Origin of the sequence: Pseudomonas sp. PWP3-1b2, from assembly GCF_049896045.1 — a bacterium.
In the GTDB taxonomy this organism is placed as follows: Bacteria; Pseudomonadota; Gammaproteobacteria; order Pseudomonadales; family Pseudomonadaceae; genus Aquipseudomonas; species Aquipseudomonas antarctica_B.
In genome coordinates this window covers 230,179-252,264 of record NZ_JAFCTN010000003.1, presented here as the reverse complement: position 1 = coordinate 252,264, position 22,086 = coordinate 230,179, and the positions used below count along the sequence as shown (strand labels likewise).

The following is a 22,086-nucleotide window of genomic DNA, read 5'->3' as shown; positions in this document are numbered from 1 at the left end:
GGTTTAACGGTTCAAATATTCAGAGGATCCAGCTATGAGTAGCGGACGTATCGTTCAAATCATCGGCGCCGTTATCGACGTGGAATTTCCACGCGACAGCGTACCGAGCATCTACAACGCGCTGAAAGTACAAGGCGCGGAAACTACTCTGGAAGTTCAGCAACAGCTGGGCGACGGCGTAGTTCGTACCATTGCGATGGGTTCCACCGAAGGCTTGAAGCGCGGTCTGGACGTTATCGACTCTGGCGCTGCCATCTCCGTACCGGTCGGTAAAGCGACCCTGGGCCGGATCATGGACGTACTGGGCAACCCGATTGACGAAGCTGGCCCAATCGACACCGAAGAGCGCTGGGGCATTCACCGTCCAGCACCTTCGTTCGCCGAACAAGCTGGCGGCAACGATCTGCTCGAAACCGGCATCAAGGTTATCGACCTGGTTTGCCCGTTTGCCAAAGGCGGTAAAGTTGGTCTGTTCGGCGGTGCCGGTGTAGGCAAGACCGTAAACATGATGGAACTGATCCGTAACATCGCCATCGAGCACAGCGGTTATTCCGTGTTCGCCGGTGTGGGCGAGCGTACCCGTGAGGGTAACGACTTCTACCACGAGATGAAGGACTCCAACGTTCTGGACAAAGTGGCACTGGTTTACGGTCAGATGAACGAGCCGCCGGGTAACCGTCTGCGCGTAGCACTGACTGGCCTGACCATGGCCGAGAAGTTCCGTGACGAAGGTAACGACGTTCTGCTGTTCGTCGACAACATCTACCGTTACACCCTGGCCGGTACTGAAGTATCCGCACTGCTGGGCCGTATGCCTTCCGCAGTAGGTTACCAGCCGACCCTGGCCGAAGAGATGGGCGTTCTGCAAGAACGTATCACTTCGACCAAAGAAGGTTCGATCACCTCGATCCAAGCGGTATACGTACCTGCGGATGACTTGACTGACCCATCGCCTGCTACCACCTTCGCCCACTTGGACGCCACCGTCGTTCTGTCCCGTGATATCGCTTCCCTGGGTATCTACCCAGCGGTCGATCCACTCGACTCGACTTCGCGCCAGCTGGACCCGAACGTGATCGGCCAGGAGCACTACGACACCGCTCGCGGCGTTCAGTACGTGCTGCAGCGTTACAAAGAACTGAAGGACATCATTGCGATCCTGGGTATGGACGAGCTGTCGGAAGCCGACAAGCAGTTGGTAAACCGTGCTCGTAAGATCCAGCGCTTCTTGTCGCAGCCGTTCTTCGTGGCTGAAGTCTTCACCGGTGCCTCGGGTAAATACGTTTCCCTGAAAGACACCATTGCTGGCTTCAAAGGCATCCTCAACGGTGACTACGACCACCTGCCAGAACAAGCGTTCTACATGGTCGGCGGCATCGAAGAAGCGATCGAGAAAGCCAAGAAACTGTAATCCCGGCGCCCGGCAACGGGCGCTCATCAGGTTGAGGCAATCAGATGGCTATGACAGTCCATTGCGATATCGTCAGCGCGGAAGGGGAAATCTTCTCCGGTCTGGTAGAAATGGTGATTGCACACGGCGAACTGGGTGACCTTGGTATTGCCATGGGCCACGCACCGCTGATCACCAGCTTGAAGCCAGGTCCGATCACTCTGACCAAGCAAGGCGGGGAACGTGAGGTGTTTTACATCTCCGGTGGTTTCCTCGAGGTTCAGCCGAACATGGTCAAGGTACTTGCCGATACTGTGCAACGTGCTGGCGACCTGGATGAAGCCTCCGCTCAGGAAGCCGTGAAGGCTGCCGAGAAGGCCCTGAACGAAAAGGGTGCGGACTTCGACTACAGCGCTGCTGCTGTACGTCTGGCCGAGGCTGCAGCCCAGCTGCGCACGCTCCAGCAGATCCGCAAGAAGTAAGCGGCCCTGCCGTCATGCTTCATGCGCGATTGATTAAAAAGGGTAGCCTCGGCTACCCTTTTTCTTTTTCAACAAAACATTTCTTTGGTCTGAAGCCGGACCGCCCAGGATTGGTAGCCACTCATGTCTCTTGAAATCGTCATTCTCGCCGCAGGCCAGGGCACTCGCATGCGCTCGGCCCTGCCCAAGGTGCTGCACCCGGTCGCGGGCAACTCCATGCTTGGCCATGTTATTCACAGCGCTCGGCAGTTAGACCCACAGCGTATTCACGTGGTGATTGGCCACGGCGCAGATGTGGTGCGCGAACGCCTGGCGGCCGACGATCTGAATTTCGTGTTGCAGGACAAGCAATTGGGCACCGGCCACGCCACCGCGCAGGCCGTGCCGTTCATCACCGCCGACACTGTGCTGATCCTCTACGGCGACGTGCCGTTGATTGAAGTGGAAACCCTGCAACGTCTGCTCAAACACTTGGTGCCCGGTCAGATGGGCCTGCTCACCGTAGAGCTGGATGACCCAACCGGCTATGGCCGCATCGTGCGTAATGCCGACGGCAAGGTCGCCGCCATCGTTGAGCATAAAGACGCAAGCACTGCCCAACGTGCGATCACCGAAGGCAACACCGGGATTATGGCGGTCCCGGCGAATAAGCTCGGCGATTGGATGAGTCGCCTGTCCAACAATAACGTGCAGGGCGAGTACTACCTCACCGACGTCATCGAAATGGCCGTGAGTGATGGCTTACTCGTTGCAACCGAGCAACCTCACGACCCGATGGAAGTGCAGGGCGCCAACGACCGCAAACAGCTGGCAGAGCTTGAGCGTCACTATCAACTGCGTGAAGGCCTGCGTCTGATGGCACAAGGCGTGACCCTGCGAGACCCGGCGCGCTTCGATGTACGCGGCGAGGTCACCGTGGGCCGCGACGTGCTGATCGACATCAACGTGATCCTCGAAGGGCGCGTGGTCATCGAAGACGACGTGGTGATTGGCCCCAATTGCGTGATCAAGGACAGCACCCTGCGCAAAGGCGTGGTGGTTAAAGCCAACAGCCATATCGACGGTGCGGTCATGGGCGAGGGCAGCGATGCCGGCCCGTTCGCGCGCCTGCGTCCCGGCAGCGTGCTGGGGGCGAGGGCACATGTGGGTAATTTCGTTGAGCTGAAAAACGCGGTGATGGGTGACGACGCGAAGGCCGGTCATTTGGCCTACCTCGGCGATGCCGTCATCGGTGCGCGCAGCAACATTGGCGCCGGGGCGATCACCTGCAACTACGACGGCGCGAACAAATATCAGACGACCATTGGAGAAGACGTATTTATCGGCTCCAACAATTCGCTGGTTGCACCGGTGTCCATCGGCGATGGCTCGAACACCGCTGCCGGTTCCACCATCAATCAGGATGTGGATAAGTCCCAACTGGCAGTCGCCCGCGCCCGCCAGCGCAACATCGATGGCTGGAAACGCCCGGTCAAAATCAAGAAGACCTGAGTTATCCACAGCTCGATTGGCTGATGCTAGCCACCTGTGGGAGCTGGCTTGCCTGCGATAGCGGTCTGACATTCAACAGCGTGTTGACTGACAATTCGCTATCGCAGGCAAGCCAGCTCCCACATTCGTTCTGATATGAGCAAAAATCCTCCCCGCCCGCTTGACGATCTTTCGCAAATAGGTTTTGATTGCCTTCGTTATCTTTCGAAACGAAACTTGTCATCACCATGTCGAAACGAAATACACCTCAACGACGCCACAACATTCTGACCTTGCTCACCGAACAGGGCGAAGTCAGTGTGGACGAGTTGGCCAAGCGTTTCGAAACCTCGGAAGTGACCATCCGCAAGGACCTGGCCGCCCTCGAGAGCAATGGTTTGCTGCTACGCCGCTACGGTGGCGCGATCACCATGCCCCACGAGCTTGTCGGCGACGCCGCCCAACCCATTTCGGCCTACAAGCGCGCGATCGCCCGGGCCGCGGTTATGCGCCTGCGCGAACACGCTCGCATCATCATCGATAGCGGCAGCACCACCGCCGCCATGATCCCCGAACTCGGCCATCAGCCGGGTTTGGTGGTGATGACCAATTCGCTGCACGTGGCCCGCGCCTTGAGCGAACTTGAGCACGAGCCGGTGTTGTTGATGACCGGTGGCACCTGGGATCCGCATTCGGACTCGTTCCAGGGCCAGGTCGCCGAGCAAGTGCTGCGCTCTTATGACTTTGATCAACTGTTTATCGGCGCCGACGGCATCGATTTGCAGCGCGGTACCACCACCTTTAATGAATTGCTTGGCCTGAGCCGCGTCATGGCTGAGGTTGCCCGCGAAGTGGTGGTGATGGTCGAATCCGACAAGATCGGCCGCAAGATTCCCAATCTGGAACTGCCCTGGAGCAGCGTCCATACCCTTATCACCGATGATCGCCTGCCTCATGAGGCCCGCGACCAGTTTCAAGCCCGCGGCATCACGCTGATATGCGCGGCAATCATCTAGGAGAAATAAACCATGTGTGGAATTGTAGGCGCAGTCGCTGAACGCAACGTCACTGCCATCTTGCTCGAAGGTCTCAAACGCCTGGAATACCGGGGCTATGACAGCGCCGGCGTGGCTGTTTTCACCAATGCCGGCAAACTGGAGCGCATGCGCCGCCCAGGCAAGGTCAGCGAGTTGGAACAGGCCCTGGCGGGCGAGCCGCTGGTTGGCCGTCTCGGCATTGCCCACACCCGCTGGGCCACCCACGGTGCGCCTTGCGAACGCAATGCCCACCCGCACCTCTCCGGCGACCTGGCCGTGGTGCACAACGGCATCATCGAAAACCACGAAGTGCTGCGTGAGCAATTGAAGGGTATGGGCTACGTGTTCACCTCGGACACGGACACCGAAGTTATCGCGCACCTGCTGAACCACAAACTCAAAGACCTCGGCGACCTGACCGTTGCCCTTAAGGCCACCGTCAAGGAGCTGCACGGCGCCTACGGCCTGGCCGTGGTCAGCGCCAGCCAGCCCGACCGTCTGGTTGCGGCTCGCAGTGGCAGCCCGCTGGTGATCGGCCTGGGCCTGGGCGAAAACTTCCTTGCCTCCGACCAATTGGCCCTGCGCCAGGTCACCGACCGCTTCATGTACCTGGAAGAAGGCGATATTGCCGACATCCGCCGCGAAAGCGTGGCTATCTGGGACGTCAACGGTAACTCCGTCGAGCGCGAAGCCGTGCAATACCGCGACGGTGCCGAAGCCGCCGACAAAGGCGAGTTCCGCCACTTCATGCTCAAGGAAATTCACGAGCAGCCTTCGGTGGTGCAACGCACCCTGGAAGGTCGTCTGAGCCAGAATCAGGTGCTGGTCAACGCCTTCGGCCCGCAAGCCGCCGAGCTGTTCGCCAAAGTGCGCAACGTGCAAATCGTCGCCTGCGGCACCAGCTACCACGCCGGTATGGTTGCCCGTTACTGGCTGGAAGAATTGGCCGGCATCCCGTGCCAGGTCGAAGTCGCCAGCGAATTCCGCTACCGCAAGGTGGTGGTGCAGCCCGACACCCTGTTCGTGACCATCTCCCAGTCCGGCGAAACCGCCGACACCCTGGCCGCCCTGCGCAACGCCAAAGAGCTGGGCTTCCTCGCCAGCCTGGCGATCTGCAACGTCAGCATCAGCTCGCTGGTGCGTGAATCCGACCTGACCCTGCTGACCCAAGCCGGTCGCGAAATCGGCGTGGCCTCGACCAAAGCGTTCACCACCCAACTGGTCGGCCTGCTGCTGTTGACCCTGTCCCTGGGCCAAGTGCGCGGCACCCTCGCCGACGGCGTCGAGGCCACCCTGGTCGAAGAACTGCGCCGCCTGCCAACCCGTCTCGGCGAAGCCCTGGCCATGGACAGCACCGTGGAAAAAGTCGCCGAACTGTTCGCCGACAAGAACCACACCCTGTTCCTCGGCCGCGGCGCGCAGTACCCGGTGGCAATGGAAGGCTCGCTCAAACTCAAGGAAATTTCGTACATCCACGCCGAAGCCTACCCAGCCGGCGAGCTGAAACACGGCCCATTGGCCTTGGTGGATGACGATATGCCGGTGGTCACCGTCGCGCCAAACAACGAACTGCTGGAAAAGCTCAAATCCAACCTGCAGGAAGTGCGCGCCCGTGGCGGCCAACTGATCGTGTTCGCCGACGAGAAAGCCGGCATGAGCAACGGCGAAGGCACCCACGTCATCAACATGCCGCACATCCACGACACCCTGTCGCCGATCCTCTACACCATCCCGCTGCAGTTGCTGTCGTACTACGTCGCCGTGCTCAAGGGCACCGACGTTGACCAGCCGCGCAACCTGGCGAAATCGGTGACCGTGGAGTAAGGCGACACGCTTGAGACTAACCCCCGACTTTCGGGGGTTTTTTATGCGTGCTCGTTCGTGTAATCGAAGCTTCACGAAATAAACCGGCACGTCCAGGTGTTCCCTTGAACGAAAGATCGGCGTCGCCTATCAACATTTTGCCAAACGGGTAGGCAAGGGCAGTTCAGCGACGAAGACGCCTGATCAGGGCACAAACTCCACTTTCAGCCCACGGCTGGCGCTGCGTCCCTGATCATCGCTGACACGCAGCCGGTAATCTCCCGACTTGCCCGGCCGCCAATTCAGCGTGGTTTGCGGCGGGCCCTGGCCAATCAACGTTTGGTTGGCAAACCAATACAGCGTCGCTGCGTCGCTGGCGGCGTTGGCGTTCAACGGGATGCTTTCCTGTGGCTGAGACAGGCGCAACTGATAACTCACCTGCGTCAACGGCGAGCGAATCTGTGGCGCTTCGCTGTTGTCGCTGATGCGGTTGGGCTGGCAGTTTTTCATTACGTTGGGCGGCGTGCGCCGTGGCAGGCCGGCGGCGCGGTACAGGCGCTGCACATCGCTGGGCCAGAACTCGAAGACTTCTTCGCGGGTGTATTGCGCTTCGAACGGCGGGCATGCCGCTTTGCCGGTGCGGGTGTCGATCAGCACCGGGCGGTGCAGGTTGGACACGCGAATCGGCGACACGCCGGGGATGTACCAGGTTTTGCGGGTTTGCGGGCACCAGCGGTTGGGCAACTCGCCGGAGGCGGTGCACACGTCGATGCGCACCAGCCCGGCGGGCGGTTTATCAGGCTTGATCACCACATTGGGCAAGGCCAATGGCAGCGCGTCGGCAATGCGGAAAAACAGCGGCGCGGCGGTCTTGGCGCCGATAAACGCCGGGTTGGGTCGACCATCGAAGTTGCCCACCCACACCACCAGCACATACGGCCCCACCAGGCCTGCGCTCCACGCGTCATGAAAGCCCCAGGAGGTGCCGGTTTTCCAGGCGGTGCGCCAGTGGCGACCGGGCAAGCCGTCGGGCCGTGGATTGCGGCGCAGCATGTCGCGCACCATAAACGCCGCTTGCGGGGTGAGCAGTTGCGCGCCGGTGGCTTGGGGCTGTTCCTGCACATAGCGCAGCGGCCGCAGGTGCCCATCCCCGGCGAGCATCACATACAGCCGCGCCAGCTCCTCCGGCGTCATCTCACCGCCGCCGAGGGCCAGGGCCAGGCCGTAATGGCTTTCGTCGCGCAGGCCTTTGATGCCCGCGCGTTGCAACAGGCCGTATAAGGACGGCGACTTCACCTGGCTGGCGAGCCACACCGCCGGGATATTTCGGCTACGGATCAACGCGTCCCTTGCCGTCAGTGGGCCGACAAAACTGCCGTCGAAATTTTCCGGCTGGAAGTAGCCGAAGTTCGTCGGCAAATCCTTGAGGATGCTCATGGGGTGGATCACGCCTTGATCCAGCGCCAGCCCATACAGGAACGGCTTGAGCGTTGAACCTGGCGAGCGTCGCGACAAAACGCCGTTAACCTGGCCGTGGATGCCTGTGGATAAGTAATCCGCCGAGCCCACCAGCGCTTTCACGCTCTGGTCACGGCTGTCGATCAGGATCGCCGTGGCGTTTTCCACGCCCGTGCTGCGTCGCTCGGCGATGAAGCCGGTGATCAGGCGCTCCAGCAATTGCTGCAATGGCAGATTTAGCGTGCTGTTCAGCTCATTGCCGGGCAGGGATGCGAGCAGTTGTTCGCTCAAGTGCGGCGCCAGAAACGGGATCTGTTGGCGGTTGCGGGCTTCCAGCGGCAAGTCCAGCAGACTGTCGTTGCGCGAGTCGTGTGGATACGTTTCGCGCCAGTCCGCCATCAAGCGCAGCCGCGCGTTTTGCAGCGACGGGCCAAACCGTGCGCGCCGTCCCGGCTGCTGCGGAATCACCGCCAGTGCCAGGGCCTCGGACAACGATAACTGCGCCGCCGACTTGCCAAAGTAGATGCGGCTCGCGGCCTCGGCGCCTTCGATATTGCCGCCCATGGGCGCCAGGTTCAGGTAGGCCTCAAGGATATCGTGCTTGCTGTAGCGCGCTTCCAGCCACAGCGCCAACGCCATCTGCTGCAACTTGCCAGGTACCTGGCGGGTGTTCAAATCCCACAGGCGTCGTGCCAATTGCATGCTTAAGGTCGAGCCGCCCTGGCGCTGACCGCCGCTGTAGGTGGCCATGGCCGCGCGCAGCAACGCCGGGGGATTGATCCCCGGGTGCCAATAGAAATTGCGGTCTTCCTTGAGCAACAAGGCCTCGACCAGCGACGGCGACATGCGCTCCAGCGGCAGCCACAGTCGGTATTGCCCGTCATCCGCCAAGGTCATGCGCAGCAACGCACCGTCGTCGGCCAACACCACCCGCGACGAGGTCACGGCCTGTTCCAGCGGGGCATGCGGCCACAGCCGCAACCCCGCCAGCCCTCCCACAAAGAGCGCCGCCGCGGCCAGCAGCGGCGTCAGGCGTTTAAGGCTTGGTAATTTCAAGCTGGCCTACTTTGCCGCGCCCTTGCAGGGTGGTTTCGTACATGCCTTCGGCGTAGGCCGGTGGCGTGTTGAAGGTGCCTGCGTTGGTGGCGCGCACGCGGTAAACGAAAGTGCCTACATCACGCAGTGCAGTGCCGTACAACACCACCCGATCATCGCGCACGTCCACGTAGTCCGGCTGCCAGTTACTCAGCTCGGTTTCGCCGATCGGCGCCTGCCAGGTTTCAGCTTCTTCGCCGTCTGCCGTTTCCACGTACTCGGCATCTTCGCCTTCACTTTCCTCGGTGCTGGCGGCTTCCGGCTCCGGCGGCAAGTTATACACAGGCTCGACGCCCCCCGGCAGCAGGTCGACCACGGCCACTTGCTGCACTTGGTCACGGTCGGTGGCGCGCAGGCGCAAGCGCACCAGGAACTCATCGCCTACCGCGACTTTGCTCACCAGCTCGCCTTTGAGGTCGAGGTATTCGTGAATGATTTCCAGGCCATTGGTGATCGGCTTGAGCTTGGCGCCCTTGTCGAAACCGGCTTCGCTGAGCATGTAGAACGCGGCCGGGCCGTCGGTTTTCTCCATCACCAGCTTCTGCGTGGCGCCCGGTACGGCGGCGCGCGGTGGCTGGCCGGCCATTTCCAGCAATTGCTGCTGTTTGTCGCCCAGCCAGGCGGTTGCCTTGAGGGTCATGTCGCTTTGGGCGCGCTGACCATAATTGTCCAAAGCCCGCAGCAACAGTGCCGCCGACAACGAGTTGTAACGTTGCTCGTTAAGGCGCTTGCCGAGTTTATCCAGCAACGTCGCCGGCACGTCGTCCAGCAGTTCGGGGAAATGACGGGCCAGCAGGTGCAGGTGTTCGGCATCGTGCACCAGTGGGTCGTAATACAGGCCGTCGCTGTTCCACTTATCAGCCAGGGAGCGCCATGGCACCTTGCGGAACAGCGCGTCCGCCTGGCGATCCTGCTTGAGCAGTTTGTAGCTGGCGGCCAGGTACGCTGCGCCCAGATCGTTCTGCCACGCGTCTTTGAAGTACGTCTCGTAGCGCTCGCGGATATCACTCAAGGCGCCGCTTACCAGAATCCCCTGACGGCTCAGCAGGTAACTGGCATAGGCCCGGTTGCGCAATTCCGACAAGCCTTCGCTCGGGCCATTGGCCAGATCCGTCAGGTAGGCATTCGAGCGCACCAGCAGGTCTTCCGGCACCGGCAGCCCGCGTTCCTTGGCTTCGATCAGGAAGTCGGTGGCGTACAGGCTGGCGTACGGCGCTACATCCGGGTTAGCCGCCCACAAACCAAAGCCACCGGCCTGGTTCTGACGCTGGCGCAGCATGCGCACCGCGCTGCTGAAGGCTTGTTCTGCCTCAGGCGCATTGCCGCCCCAGATCAACGCCGGCATGGCCTTGGACACCAATTGTTCGGTGCACGCGTAGCCGTAGTCATCCAGGTAATGCTTGAGGCCGTTGGCCCACACCAGCGGCGAGGCCGCCACGCCCAGTTGCACGTCGCGCAGTTGGCTGAACAGCTCGCGCGTGGGTTTCAGCTCTTTGCTGGCGCTGTCGAAACGGCCCAGGCTCAGGGCCACGCGGTGTTCGCTCAGTGGGCGGATCGAGGTGGTTTCGGCCACCTGGATGCGTTTGCCGTCCGGCAATACCGCGACAAAACGCAGGTCTGCCGAGCCGAGGGTGTCGCCCACCTGAATCTTGAATTCAGCGGTGCCTTCCTTGCGCGGTTGCAGTGACAAGGTGCTGCCTTTGTCGCCCTGCACCTTGAGGCCGTCGCTGGTCTGCACTTCAAACTTCACGTCCGCCGCCGCGTCGAGGTTGCTGAACACTCCGGCGCTCACGTTGAACACATCCCCCGGCGCCACAAAGGCCGGCACGTTAGGGGTGATCACAATCGGCCCGCGCACCTCGGTATTGGCCTCGCTGACGCCGACGCTGTCGGCATCCACCGCCACCGCAAACAGGTGCAACTTACCGTTGAAGCTGTCCGGCACCTGGTAATGCAGCACGGTTTCACCGGCCGGCAGGTCGACCAACCCGGACCACCACGCCACGGGTGGCTGGTGTTTACGTTTGAACGGGTTCAAGTGATTGGCCAGGGCGCCTTCGGTATCGCCACCGGGCGCTGCCCCACTGAGCAGGCGGCTGAATTCCGGCAGGATCAGGTCAAGAATCTGACTGGTACCGACTTCCAGCGCACGCTTCTGGAAGAAGAAACCCAGTGGGTCCGGCGTCTGATAGCGGGCCACTTGCAGGATGCCTTCGTCCACCGCGTAAACCACTGCGCGGCCCGGGCGGTCGGCGGTGACCTTGATGTCCAGCGTCTGCCCCGGCTCGATCTTCGCCGGGCCTTCAACCTTCAACGCCATGCGTCGCGCATCCAGGTTAATGCTGAACGGCACCACGCCATAGGACAGCGGGCTCATGTACACCTCAGCCGAGCCCATATCCCGCACAAACTGCACGTTGACGTAGGCATTGCCCTCGAGCCCGTCGGGCACGCGGATGTGTTGCACGCTGTTGGTGCTGTCGGCCTTGAACCACTGCTGGGTGTAAACCTTGTCGCGCTCGATGGTGATCAAGCCCGCGCCGGTGTACGGCGCGCGAATGCTGATGGCAATCTCATCACCGGAGGCGTAGCTGGGTTTATCCAGGCGCAGTTGCAGTTCGGCGTTGCGCTCAAGCGACCGTGAGGTGTTGCCACGCCCGGCCACGCTGTAGTCGATCTGGTTGAGCAGGTTGCCGTTGGCGTCTTTCAATTGCAGGGTGAAATCCCCCGGCGTGCCGGTGTTCAGGGCCTGCCTGGCGCCGTCCTTGCTCATCACCAAGGGCGAGGCCGGTTGGCTGATGTTCTTGATGCGCGACTCGTATTTGTAAGTGCCGTTGGACTGCTTCACCAGCACCGACACGTAACGGTGCTCGACCACTTCAGTGGTCAGGCCGTCCACCGCCAGCGGGGTCAGGTCCGGCGCGACGGCCAGCCATTGCACCTGACGCGGGGCGTCCTTGGCGACATACGACAGCGAATCCTGACTTTTCACACCGACGAGATAAGGCGCGGACGACACCAGCAAGGCACTTTGCGCCGCGACGTTGCGACCGCCTTCGGCTTCGAATACCTGGGTCATCACCTGCAGGCGATAGGTGCTGTTGGCGAAGCGTTGCAGGTTAAGGTCGAGCACGGCCTGGCCGTTATCGTCCACGGTGGTTTCGGCCAGGTCTTCGGTGCTGGCGTCTTCCAGGGAATCGTTGAGGCGAAAGCGATAATCGGGGTAACGGTCGAACGCGGCGAGCGTTGGGCTCAGGGACATTTTCGCGGTGACGCGCCGGCCAGCCGCCGGGGCGCCGAACAGGTGCATGGCGGTAACTTTGGCCACCACCTGATCCGGTGGAATCCAGCCCTGCACAGGGGTGTCGTGCAGGCTCAGGCTGACTTTCATGCGGTCCGGCTCAAAATCGCGGACCTTGAAGCTGACACTGCCAAGGTCGGTGCGGGTTTGCTTCTCGCCGATCAACTGCAAGGTTGCGGTGTAATCCCCCGAGGGGGCGACTTCGCTGCTGGGGAAATCAAAGGTTTCAAAACCGCTGGTGGACAGCTTCAACGGTTGGCGAATTACTTCCAGGCCGCGCGGGTCGGTGATTTGCAGCTCCACCGGCAAGCCTTGCAGGGCGCCTTTCCAGTTGCCACTGCGCACGATCATGCCCAGGTGCGCGGTTTCGCCAGGACGGTACAGGCCACGGTCGGTGAACAGGTAGGCGCTGAGGCGATCAATCGCACCGTCTTCTTCCAAACCGCCTACATCGAAGCGCGACAGGTCCAGCTGCTGTGACTGACGGGCAATCGGCAGAAACGATTGGTCATTGCCGCGTGTGACCACATACATCAGCGGCGTTTTCTCACGGCGCAGTTCATCCAGCTTGGCAAAATGCGCGTGGCCTTCGGCGTCGGTGCGGCCACTGCTCACCGGCAAACCGTTGCGGCCAATGATGTCGACTTGGGCGTCGGACACCGGCGAACCATTGCCGATCGACTGCACATACACATCATGGCTGCCGTCGCTGGAGCGCTTGGCGATGATGCCCAAGTCAGTTACCACGATGAACCGCAGGTCGCTGGTGCTGGTGCGGTCGTACTCGAAGGTGCGTTCGGCCGGATCATCCTGCGGGCTGAGCTTGAGCACAAAAATGCCGCGACGGCCGCCATTGGCGGTGAGGTAGTGGCTGAGGTCCACGTTGTCGTAAACGGTTTTCGCCGGGTCGCTGGACGACAGTGGAATGTCCAGGGACTGGCGCTCGACCATGCGGTCGAAGTACTCGTTGCCAAAGTTAGGCCGGGCGAAGCTGCCGCTGCTCTGGTCCACCAGGTGTTGCAGCTGGTTGGGCAGCAGGCGCGCAATTTCCACATGGGCGCCGGGCACGCCACGGGCCATGAAGCCCAGGCGTTTTTCACCGTTGAGGCTGAGCAACGCGCCGTCAGACAAGAACTGCAGGGTGCGCGGATACGCCGGCATGCTGATCAGCGACGCCGTAGGATTCTTCGCCAGATAGCCGCCGATGGCTTCCAGGTTCGCCGGCACGCGCACATACATCGCTCGGCCGGGCGGGGCCTTGAATTTGAAGGCGTGCAGGGTGTTCAGCGGTTCAATGCTGGGCACATGGGTCAGGCTGACCTTGGTGCTGCGAGCGAGCAGGGCGTCGTCGATCTCGTCGCTGTTGTAGGGGCGGGTGTCGTCCTTGGCTTTTTCCGGCAGCAGCCAGGCCTGGACCTTACCGGCAATGGTCTCGTCGGCTACGGCGCTGGAGCTGCTGAACATCAGCACCGGCTCCGGCTCGCCGCGCTCATTGTCGACAAAACTCACTTCGGCGGCGGTGAAGGTCAGGCGATAACGGCCCGGTACGGTGACTTCCGACACCAGCGGCGCGGTGCTGGCGTTGCCGCCGTCGCGAGCCTTGATGCCTTCATCCAACTTGGCGCTGACCGGCGTGCTTTCCAGCGGCGTGGCCAGGGCAGCCGAGCGCACGTAGGCATTGAGTTTTTTGTCGTCGAAGGTGATTTCCGGGCGGTTGGGCAACTGCGCGTCGCGGTAGGTCAGGCCCTTGCCGAGGGTGACCGTTACGCGTTTGCGCAGGTTGTCTTCATCCACCGGGTGGGAAAAATGAAAGGTCGCTACCAGTTGTTTCAAGGTCGGGTTGGACGGGTCCTGATACAGCTCGTTTTGCGCCAGGGTGGCGCGGAATGGCTGGGTGGAAAATTGGCTGCTGTATTGGCTGAGCAGCACGCCGTCGGCCATCAGGTTTTTCTTCGCCAGCTCGAGGGTGTAGTGGGCGTCGATGGGCCAGTCTTTTTCCGGCACGAACACCAGGGTGTGGTCATCGGACCAGCGCCAGGCGCCTGCCACTTCGGGATTGAGGGTGATGCCTTCGGTCACCGGCTTGCCAATCGCCGCCAGTGGAGCCACGGATTCGGCGAAACGCACCTGCAAGTTATCCACAACCGGTACGGGCTGGGTGTAATCGGTGAGGTTCGGTTTGTGCAGCGAATAGCCGACGGTGTGCGGCTGCGGCAGGTGGGAGTACCACTGCCAGCCGTAAAAACCAGCGGCGGCCAGCAATACCAGGCCCAGCAAGCCGGCACCCGCCTGGCGCGGATACGCGCGAGCCTTGCGTCCCGCGTTCCCCAGGCCACGGCCGCTGGCACGCAGCCAGGAGGGCGGTTGCCATTGACCAAAGATGGCCCTCACCACAGTCAATAACGCACCGGCAATACGGCGGCTGATCGCTTTCAACGAATCGAACATGGTGAGCATCCCTGGCTAAGTGCGGCGTATATTACACGCGTCTTTGATACAAAAGATGACGCTGATACGCCGATCCGCTCAGGCGTGTTGCACAAAGGTGAGGCGTACCGCAAAACCGATCAAAAGCGTGCCGAACAACCACTGCTGAATACGCTGCGCCGAGCGATTGCGCGCCAGCCACCGGCCGATGCGTGCGCCGGCCAGGGCGTAGCAGCAGTCGAACGCGAAACCGAACACCACCAGAATTACACCCAGCAACGCAAACTGCGCCGCCACCGGGCCGGCTTGCGGGTTGATGAACTGCGGCAGCAGCACCGAGCAGAATAGCAGCGCCTTGGGGTTGAGCAGGTTTGTGAGCAGGCCACGTCGGAATGCCTCGCGCCAGGCGTGGGCCGTTGTCGCGGTATGGGTCGAGTCGAGGGCGGGCAGCATGTTGGCGCGCAGGCACTGCACGCCCAGCCACAACAGATAGGCCGCGCCACCCAGGCGCACCACGTCAAACGTCCAGGGCGCCACCTTGAACAAGGTCGCCAGGCCCATGCCGGCCAGCGCCACATGGCATGCCCGCGCCAGGCCCAAACCAATCGCCGTGGTCAGCGCCAAGGCTTTGCCCTGGCGTGCGCCGGTTTGCAGCAACAGGATCATGTCCGGCCCCGGCAACAAATACGCCACCGAAAGGGCCGCTAGAAATAACCAGAGTTCCGCCATGGTTCACCCCCTTGAAATGTTGGCTAATTCTAGGGTTGAAGGGCGGGGCAGGTGCTTGCGTAGTCAGCTAGAAAAGCGTCTAGTCTTGGCACTGTCTGCCACTAAACGTGATGAAAGCCATTCACTTATGCCAAATTTGAAACTGGACGCCTTTGACCGCAAGATTCTTGAAGCCCTGCAACGGGATGGCCGCCTGAGCAACGTGCAACTGGCTGACGAAATCGGCTTGTCCGCCTCACCTTGCCTGCGGCGTGTGCGCCTGCTTGAAGAAGCCGGAGTGATTCGCGGCTATCAGGCAACCCTGGATCGCGATGAAGTGGGCCTGGGGATGATGGTGTTTGTAGGCGTCAAGGTGGAGCGGCATAACGACACCGAGGCCAACGCCTTTCGCGAAGCGGTAATGGCATTGCCCGAGGTGATCTCGGCGTTTCTGGTGTCGGGGGAATCGGATTTTCTGTTGCAGGTGGTCGTGCCGGACTTGCGCGGGTATGAGCGGTTCGTCACCGGGAGTTTGTTGAAGCTGCCGGGTGTGAGGGATATTCGCAGCAACTTCGCGATTCAAACCGTGAAAACCCCAGGGGCGCTGCCACTGGGGCATCTGCCGGGCTGACGCCCCACCTGAAACCACTACAAAGCCCATGTGGGAGCTGGCAAGCCAGCTCCCACAGAGTTACTGCGGGCTCATGCAGTCCAGTGAACGGTCCACCATCACCTTGGCCATCTCCACCAGGTAGCCAGCGGCTTTGGGTGAATCACTTAACCCTTCGGCGCAGTGGAGCAGGTCTGAGGCGTAGGCCAGGGCGTCTTCCAGGCTGAGGTCGGGATGGGGGGTGAAAAAGTGGTGTGGCGGGTTGGACTTTACTTTGGTCATTTCGATAACTCCAAGTAGTCCAATGTACATTCGAGCGACTAAACCCGGTCACTGAATTAGCAGTGACGAACGCAGACTAGCCACCGAAAAGGCAGGGCACAAGCGGCTGAGATTCTCTCGGAAATGTCCTTCGAAAGAAAGGGAAGTGGACGGCATGAGCAACGGTTTTCAGACTTTCCGCACTCTCGACATTGCCCCGAATCATTGTGGGAGCTGGCTTGCCTGCGATAGCGTCGGCACAGCCAGCATTTATGTCAGCTGACACGCCGCTATCGCAGGCAAGCCAGCTCCCACAGGAGATCGGCGTGAGGATTCAGGTCCACCAGTAGCGTACGAGATGGAAGAAGATCGGTGCTGCAAAACACACCGAATCCAAGCGATCCAGCATGCCGCCGTGCCCTTCGATCATGTGCCCCCAGTCCTTCACGCCCCGGTCGCGTTTGATCGCCGACATCACGATGCCGCCGGCGAAGCCCAGCAGGTTGATCAGCAGTGCGATCAAGAACGACTGCCATGGGTTGAACGGCGTGGTCCACCACAGCGCCGCGCCGATCAGGGATGAGAGCAAAATGCCGCCGACAAAGCCTTCCACCGTCTTGGACGGTGACAGGTTGGGCGCGATCTTGTGCTTGCCGAACAGCTTGCCGCACACGTACTGCAGCACATCCGACAGTTGCACCACGATCACCAGATAGGCGATCAGCAGCAGGTTACGGCCTTCGTAACCAGGAATATCGAGGGTCAGCAGCGCGGGCACAAAAGACACGCAGAACACCGCGATCATCAGGCCCCACTGCACTTTCGACGCGCGCTCCAGGAAGTGTGTGCTGTCGCCGCCCAAGGAGGCGAGGATCGGCAGCAGCAGGAACACGTACACCGGGATGAAGATCGAGAACAGCCCGTACCAGTCGGAATAGATCAACAGGTATTGCACGGGCAGCGCTATGTAAAACGCGGCCACCAGCGCCGGGTAGTCGCTGCGGCGGGTGGGGGTGAGGGTCAGAAATTCGCGCAGGGCGTAGAACGACACCGCGTAGAACAGCAGGATCACCGCGCCGGTGCCGAGCCAGAAGGCGATGCCGATCACCACCACCATCACCCACCAGGCGTTGATGCGCGCGTTGAGGTTGTCGACCACCGCGTTCGGCGTACCACGGGTTCGCAGTTTGAGGATCAGGCCGATCAGCGAGGCGAGCACCAGGATCGCGCCGATGCCGCCGAATAACATCAGGGTTTGGCTATCCATGTCAGACATGCTCCGGGGCGAGGGCGAGCAGGGCGTCGCGGGTGCGGGCAAGGAAGGCGGCCTTGTCTTCGTCTGCCTCCAATTGCAGCGGCGCGCCGAAACTGGTGGTGCACAGCAAAGGCAGCGGCAGTATGCGACCCTTGGGCATGACTCGGTTTAGGTTGGCGATCCACACGGGGATCAACTCGGCCTGTGGGTAACTTTTTGCCAAGTGATACAGGCCGCTTTTGAACGGCAGCAGGCCGTCTTCCAGATTGCGCGTGCCTTCGGGGAAGATGATCAGCGAGTCGCCGCCTTCAAGCGCGGCGAGCATCGGCTGCAAAGGGTTATCCACAGGGTCTTTGCGCTCGCGGTCGATCAACACGCCGTTGAATACACGGTTGATGATGTAGCGACGCAGGGCGCTTTTGTTCCAGTAGTCGCTGCCGGCCACCGGGCGCGTGAATTTGCGCAGGTTCTGCGGCAGCGAGGCCCATAGCAGTACGAAGTCGCCATGGCTGCTGTGGTTGGCGAAGTAGATGCGCTGCACGGGCACTGGCGCGCAACCCAACCACAGGCTGCGAGCGCCGGTGACGGTGCGGGCCATGGAGGTAATCAGCGTGGCGACCACGGGTTCGAACATGGGAATTCCTTATCCGGCGAAAGGTAGCCAAGGGCTGGCGAGGATCACGGCAAGGGTCAGCAGCGCTTGCGCGCCCAGCAACCAGGCCTGTTTGCGCAGCAATTTGAGAGCGCCACGACGGCGTTCGGTCCAGGCCCGGCCAGCGCGCTTGGCCGATTGCAGGCCGAGGGCTTGCAGGGCCTGGTCGAGGTCCGGGGTGCGTTCAGTGTCGCGGGCCATCACGGCGAACAGGTCGGCGTCGAAGGCCACCCGCAATGCCCAGTACTTTTGCAGCAGCCCGAGGACGATCATCCACAGGGCGAGCAACAGGCAAATGGTCGAGATGCTCGCCATTAACAGCTGCGCCAGGCCGAATAAGAAGCCGAGCAATGTCAGGCCTGTGGATAACTGATCCAGCGACCGGCCACGACGCAGCAGGCTGGCGACGACCTGCAATTCCATATCAGCGGGCATGGGATAACCCCTCCAAAGCTTGGCGGTGAGCGGGGTGCAGGACAACAGCGGCCCGCGCTGTACGAATAATAGCCAGTGCCTCGTCGACGGTTGCCGCGCGACCGCTGTGCAGCAGCCAGGCGGCAACGGCGGTGGCGCTACGCGAGTAACCGAGGGCGCAGCACACCAGTAACGGGCCGTTGGAACGCAGGCGTTCGATGGCGTGGGCGGCTTGCAGGCATTCGTCGGGCGTTGGGGTGACGAGGTCCAGCACAGGGATGGATTGATAGGCGCGGCCCTGTGGATTAATTGGCAACTCGGCGCAGAGATCGACGATGGCCTTGAAGGAGCCTTGCTCACTCGCCGTAGGAATTCGCCCCAGCCAAACGTTATCCACAATCTGATCGGGTTGCGGATGTTTGCTTGTCCACAGGCGTGAGTTGATCCACGCGCTAGCCAAATAGGGTGCATACAGCCAGCGAGCCGCAGGCGTCAGTCTTCCATCGCAGCGTTTCTGAAAGCCGCTGGCACCGAGCACGCAGTAATTCGCCATTATCAAAACCAATGAAACGGCAGGCCACAGCAGCCATAACCAACCGCCGCCCAGGACAAAGGCGAGAATCACCAGGACCAAAGCGCCCAGCCCATAACGCAGGCCTAGCCGCCAGCGCTTGGGATCCCGAGTCAGCGTTATATTCAACAGTGGGCTTGGATGTTCCGTCGGCCATAACCACACGCACAGCCAGCCGGCGAGAGCGCCTGTGGGTAAGTCGATAAAGTGATGTTGATAAGTGGTCAGTACTGAAACCCCGATCAGTGCGAACCAGCCGTGAACCACCCAGCGCCATAAACCCTGGGTGTGACGCTGGTACATCACCCACAAAATTACCAACAGCGCGATATGTAACGAAGGCGCTTGGTTGAACGGCTTGTCAAAGCCCGCCAGCACTGCAAACAGCCAGCCGAACACGCCATCCAGCTCCGGCCGTTCGAAGGTGAAACGCAGTGGCCAGATCAAAAAGCAGCTCACCGCGATCACCTGTGCACTGAGCAGGCGTAGCGCATGTTGTTTCAGCTCATGGCGGCTATTGGGCAGCAGCAGGGAAAAGCCATAGAGCAAGTCGATGGACCAGTAGGGCACGATGGTCCACGCCAGGAACGGCATGTGGGTTTCCCAGGCGAACACCAGCGTGCCGACGTCGCTGCGCTGGCTGGTTACCCACGTGGCGAAGCCGTAGGTGCTGAAAAACAGCGGCGCCAGCAACAGCAGCCAGAGGACCGCTGGTTTCAATAAACCGGGTTCGCGCATGCTCAGATCTTCTGTGCCAGGGACACGGAGAAAATGCCCCACTCATCCACACGCTGGGTGATCTTGCGGAAACCCGCCGCTTCAACCAGTTGATCCATTTCTGCCTGGCTGCGACGGCGCATCACCCAGGCCTGGCCCTGGCGGTGGCTGGTCAATGCGCGGGCAATCAGTTCCAGTTGCGGGTGCCACGGCTGGCCGGTGTAGACCAGATAGCCGCCAGGTTCTAGGGCTTCGGCAAGGCCCGCCAGCGAGCCGCCGACCATGGCGTTGTCGGCAAACAGCTCGTATAGCCCGGACACCACCGCCAGGGTGGGCTTGGGGTCCAGCGCGGCGAGGTCCACCCGGTCAAACGCATCGCCTTTGACGAATTGCGCGATATCCCCCAGGCCTTTCTCGCGAATCAGCGCGCCACCGTCGCGCACGTTGATGTCGCTGTAGTCGCGCAGCAGGATTGATTCCGGTAATGGCGACACACCCTGCAAGGCTTCCAGAATGTAGCGGCCGTGACCGGCGGCAATATCGACGATGCGCACTTCGCGATCGTCCCCGCGCAACTTGGCCATGGCCAGGCGCAGCAGTTCTTCAACGTTCAGCTTGCGTTGGCGAATGCCGCGCCAGCCGATGGAGTTGAGGTAGTTGGTGTCGATCATCCGCCCCAAACCGCCCTTGCCGGTGGGCTTGTTGCGGTAGACGTAGTCCAGGGTACTGCCGGAATCGAAGCCGGTGTCGAAGCCGAGTTTGACGCCATCCGAGAGGTTCTTGCCCAGGCCCATGCTGGCGCGGGTCATGCGCCAGTACAGGTCGCGCAGGGAATTGCGCGGCAGTGGCGCGGCGAGGGATTCGGATTCGGCGCAGGTGGCGCCCAGCTTGTCGGCATCGAGCAGCGAAGCGCGGTCCAGCGGGTGCGCGAAGTTTTGCAGGATAAAGCGTTTGGCGCTGTTCACGGCCACCGCGCGGTCGCGTTCGCCGAGGGTGTCGTGGAAGAAGCCGGGCAAGATGTGCAGCTCTTTTTTCAGGCTGCCGAGGCGGTCGAAAAACTGCTGCTGGGGTTTGCGGTGAACTACGAAGTCTGAACCTGAAATCAGCAGTTGCGTCGGCACCTGGATCGCCTGGGCATCGGCTACAACGCGGTCGGCGGCTTCGTACAGGCCGAGCAGCACATTCACCGAGATCGCTTTGGTGATCAGCGGGTCGCTGTCGTAGGACACCACGCGCTGCGGGTCATGGCTGAGGAACTTGGCCTTGACGTAACTGTTGACGAAAAAGTTGCCGCGAAACTTGCGCATCAGCGCCAGGCCGGGCCGTGCGAAGGGCACGTAGAGCTTGACCTTGAACGCGGGGGAGGCCAGCACCAGCGCGCGGATCTTCGGCGCGTAATCGTGCACCCAGGTCGCTGCGATGACCGCGCCGACGCTTTGGGCGATGACGGCAATGTTTTCTTCTTGGATGCTGTACGTGGCGCCGATGTGGTCGCAGAAGGTCTGCACATCCCGTGCGCTGGTGGCGAAGCTTGGGCTGTCGCCGCGCTCGCCGGGGGATTGGCCGTGGCCGCGGGCGTCCCAGGCGAAGAAGTCGAACTGCGGCAGATCAAGCTCATCCACCAGGTGGGCGATGCGACCCGAATGCTCATGGCCGCGATGGAACAGCAGGATCGCCTTTCGCGGCTCATCACCTTGCGGGGCGGTGGCCGGCCAGTGCCGGTAGAAAAGCTCGACGCCATCATGGGTACTGAAGGTGTGTTCTTGCTGTTCGCGCATCGCAAAAATCCTTATGCAATCGGAGAGGTATTTTCTTCTTTGAGGCCTTGGCGTACGCGGTTCACCAGGGTGTAGGCGAGCAGGGCAGCGACTGTCCACATGCCCGCTTCCACCCAACCCGCGCCGAGCCAGCCCAGCGCGACGCCGGTGGCCAGTACACCGAGTACAAAGGCGCGATCACTCTTGCCCATCGGGCCGTCATAGCGCCGCGAGGCACCGACCATTGGCCCGAGTACGCCGGCGTACTCGCTGAACACAGCGAGCAGCGCCACCAGCAGCACTGGCGCCAGGCTCACGCCGGGGATCAAGGCAAAGGGCAGGATCAGCGCACTGTCGGCGATCACGTCGCACAGTTCATTGAGGTAAGCGCCCAGGCGTGACTGCTGGCCGAATTCCCGGGCGAGCATGCCGTCGATGGCATTGAGGGCCATGCGCAGGATCATCCACAGCGGGATCAGCGCAAACAGCCAAAGGTGGGCGGCAAAGCTCGCGATCAGCAGGCCGATCAGCACAGAAACAACACCCGCCAGCACGGTGATTTGGTTGGCGGTGGTGCCGTTGTCGTAGAGGCGCTGCACGAGGGGGCGCAGCAGGTTTTGAAAACGCGGCTTGAGCTGATAGATCGAAATCATGGGGGGTGGCGCTTCCTTGTCCGTG

The 22,086-nt window shown here is 61.5% G+C and carries 16 protein-coding genes; 6 read left to right on the top strand and 10 right to left on the bottom strand.

Going from position 1 to position 22,086, the window contains the following annotated elements:
- Positions 1 to 34 precede the first annotated feature (34 nt).
- The 5 genes from atpD to glmS all read left to right on the top strand — a co-directional run bounded on the left by atpD (position 35) and on the right by glmS (position 6,203).
- Positions 35 to 1,411, top strand: a complete 1,377-nt coding sequence (atpD, locus tag ACP7A2_RS03560; RefSeq protein WP_003177062.1) for a F0F1 ATP synthase subunit beta — start codon at positions 35 to 37, stop codon at positions 1,409 to 1,411.
- A 44-nt stretch (positions 1,412 to 1,455) separates the two neighbouring features.
- Positions 1,456 to 1,872: a F0F1 ATP synthase subunit epsilon gene (locus ACP7A2_RS03555; RefSeq protein ID WP_032885166.1), complete on the top strand. Its 417-nt coding sequence runs from the start codon at positions 1,456 to 1,458 to the stop codon at positions 1,870 to 1,872.
- A 123-nt stretch (positions 1,873 to 1,995) separates the two neighbouring features.
- The gene (glmU, locus tag ACP7A2_RS03550; protein WP_426133095.1) at positions 1,996 to 3,363 is read left to right on the top strand and encodes a bifunctional UDP-N-acetylglucosamine diphosphorylase/glucosamine-1-phosphate N-acetyltransferase GlmU; all 1,368 of its coding nucleotides are present in this window, start codon (positions 1,996 to 1,998) and stop codon (positions 3,361 to 3,363) included.
- Positions 3,364 to 3,590: 227 nt separating this feature from the next.
- The gene (locus tag ACP7A2_RS03545; protein ID WP_426133094.1) at positions 3,591 to 4,358 is read left to right on the top strand and encodes a DeoR/GlpR family DNA-binding transcription regulator; all 768 of its coding nucleotides are present in this window, start codon (positions 3,591 to 3,593) and stop codon (positions 4,356 to 4,358) included.
- A gap of 12 nt (positions 4,359 to 4,370) precedes the next feature.
- On the top strand, positions 4,371 to 6,203 hold the full coding sequence (glmS, locus tag ACP7A2_RS03540; protein WP_348055765.1) for a glutamine--fructose-6-phosphate transaminase (isomerizing): 1,833 nt from the start codon (positions 4,371 to 4,373) through the stop codon (positions 6,201 to 6,203).
- Between the two features lie 183 nt (positions 6,204 to 6,386).
- Here glmS and pbpC read toward each other — a convergent pair whose 3' ends face one another.
- From pbpC to ACP7A2_RS03525, 3 genes are all read right to left on the bottom strand, one after another.
- Positions 6,387 to 8,696, bottom strand: a complete 2,310-nt coding sequence (gene pbpC, locus ACP7A2_RS03535) for a penicillin-binding protein 1C (RefSeq protein WP_426133093.1) — start codon at positions 8,694 to 8,696, stop codon at positions 6,387 to 6,389.
- Positions 8,677 to 14,484, bottom strand: coding sequence for an alpha-2-macroglobulin (locus ACP7A2_RS03530; protein ID WP_426133092.1), 5,808 nt, complete (start codon positions 14,482 to 14,484; stop codon positions 8,677 to 8,679). The genes pbpC and ACP7A2_RS03530 overlap by 20 nt, the downstream gene beginning before the upstream one ends.
- 78 nt (positions 14,485 to 14,562) lie before the next feature.
- Positions 14,563 to 15,192, bottom strand: a complete 630-nt coding sequence (locus ACP7A2_RS03525) for a LysE family translocator (RefSeq protein ID WP_426133091.1) — start codon at positions 15,190 to 15,192, stop codon at positions 14,563 to 14,565.
- A gap of 136 nt (positions 15,193 to 15,328) precedes the next feature.
- Between ACP7A2_RS03525 and ACP7A2_RS03520 the strand changes: the two genes are divergently transcribed.
- The gene (locus ACP7A2_RS03520; protein ID WP_029529034.1) at positions 15,329 to 15,802 is read left to right on the top strand and encodes an Lrp/AsnC family transcriptional regulator; all 474 of its coding nucleotides are present in this window, start codon (positions 15,329 to 15,331) and stop codon (positions 15,800 to 15,802) included.
- A gap of 60 nt (positions 15,803 to 15,862) precedes the next feature.
- Here ACP7A2_RS03520 and ACP7A2_RS03515 read toward each other — a convergent pair whose 3' ends face one another.
- The 7 genes from ACP7A2_RS03515 to ACP7A2_RS03485 form a co-directional block, all read right to left on the bottom strand.
- A complete protein-coding gene (locus ACP7A2_RS03515; RefSeq protein ID WP_426133090.1) occupies positions 15,863 to 16,063 on the bottom strand; it encodes a DUF3077 domain-containing protein in 201 nt (66 codons plus the stop codon).
- 313 nt (positions 16,064 to 16,376) lie between these two features.
- Positions 16,377 to 17,309: a phosphatidate cytidylyltransferase gene (locus ACP7A2_RS03510; RefSeq protein ID WP_426133089.1), complete on the bottom strand. Its 933-nt coding sequence runs from the start codon at positions 17,307 to 17,309 to the stop codon at positions 16,377 to 16,379.
- Position 17,310: 1 nt separating this feature from the next.
- Entirely contained in the window at positions 17,311 to 17,931 is a 621-nt protein-coding gene (locus ACP7A2_RS03505; RefSeq protein WP_426133088.1) for a lysophospholipid acyltransferase family protein, read from the bottom strand.
- 9 nt (positions 17,932 to 17,940) lie between these two features.
- Entirely contained in the window at positions 17,941 to 18,384 is a 444-nt protein-coding gene (locus ACP7A2_RS03500) for a hypothetical protein (RefSeq protein WP_426133087.1), read from the bottom strand.
- A complete protein-coding gene (locus ACP7A2_RS03495) occupies positions 18,374 to 19,672 on the bottom strand; it encodes a phosphatase PAP2/dual specificity phosphatase family protein (protein WP_426133086.1) in 1,299 nt (432 codons plus the stop codon). Before ACP7A2_RS03495 ends, ACP7A2_RS03500 begins: the two co-directional genes overlap by 11 nt.
- A gap of 2 nt (positions 19,673 to 19,674) precedes the next feature.
- Positions 19,675 to 21,429 (bottom strand): bifunctional alpha/beta hydrolase/class I SAM-dependent methyltransferase, encoded by a 1,755-nt coding sequence (locus tag ACP7A2_RS03490; protein WP_426133085.1) that lies wholly within the window; start codon positions 21,427 to 21,429, stop codon positions 19,675 to 19,677.
- Positions 21,430 to 21,440: 11 nt separating this feature from the next.
- The gene (locus ACP7A2_RS03485; protein WP_426133084.1) at positions 21,441 to 22,061 is read right to left on the bottom strand and encodes a CDP-alcohol phosphatidyltransferase family protein; all 621 of its coding nucleotides are present in this window, start codon (positions 22,059 to 22,061) and stop codon (positions 21,441 to 21,443) included.
- Positions 22,062 to 22,086 lie beyond the last annotated feature (25 nt).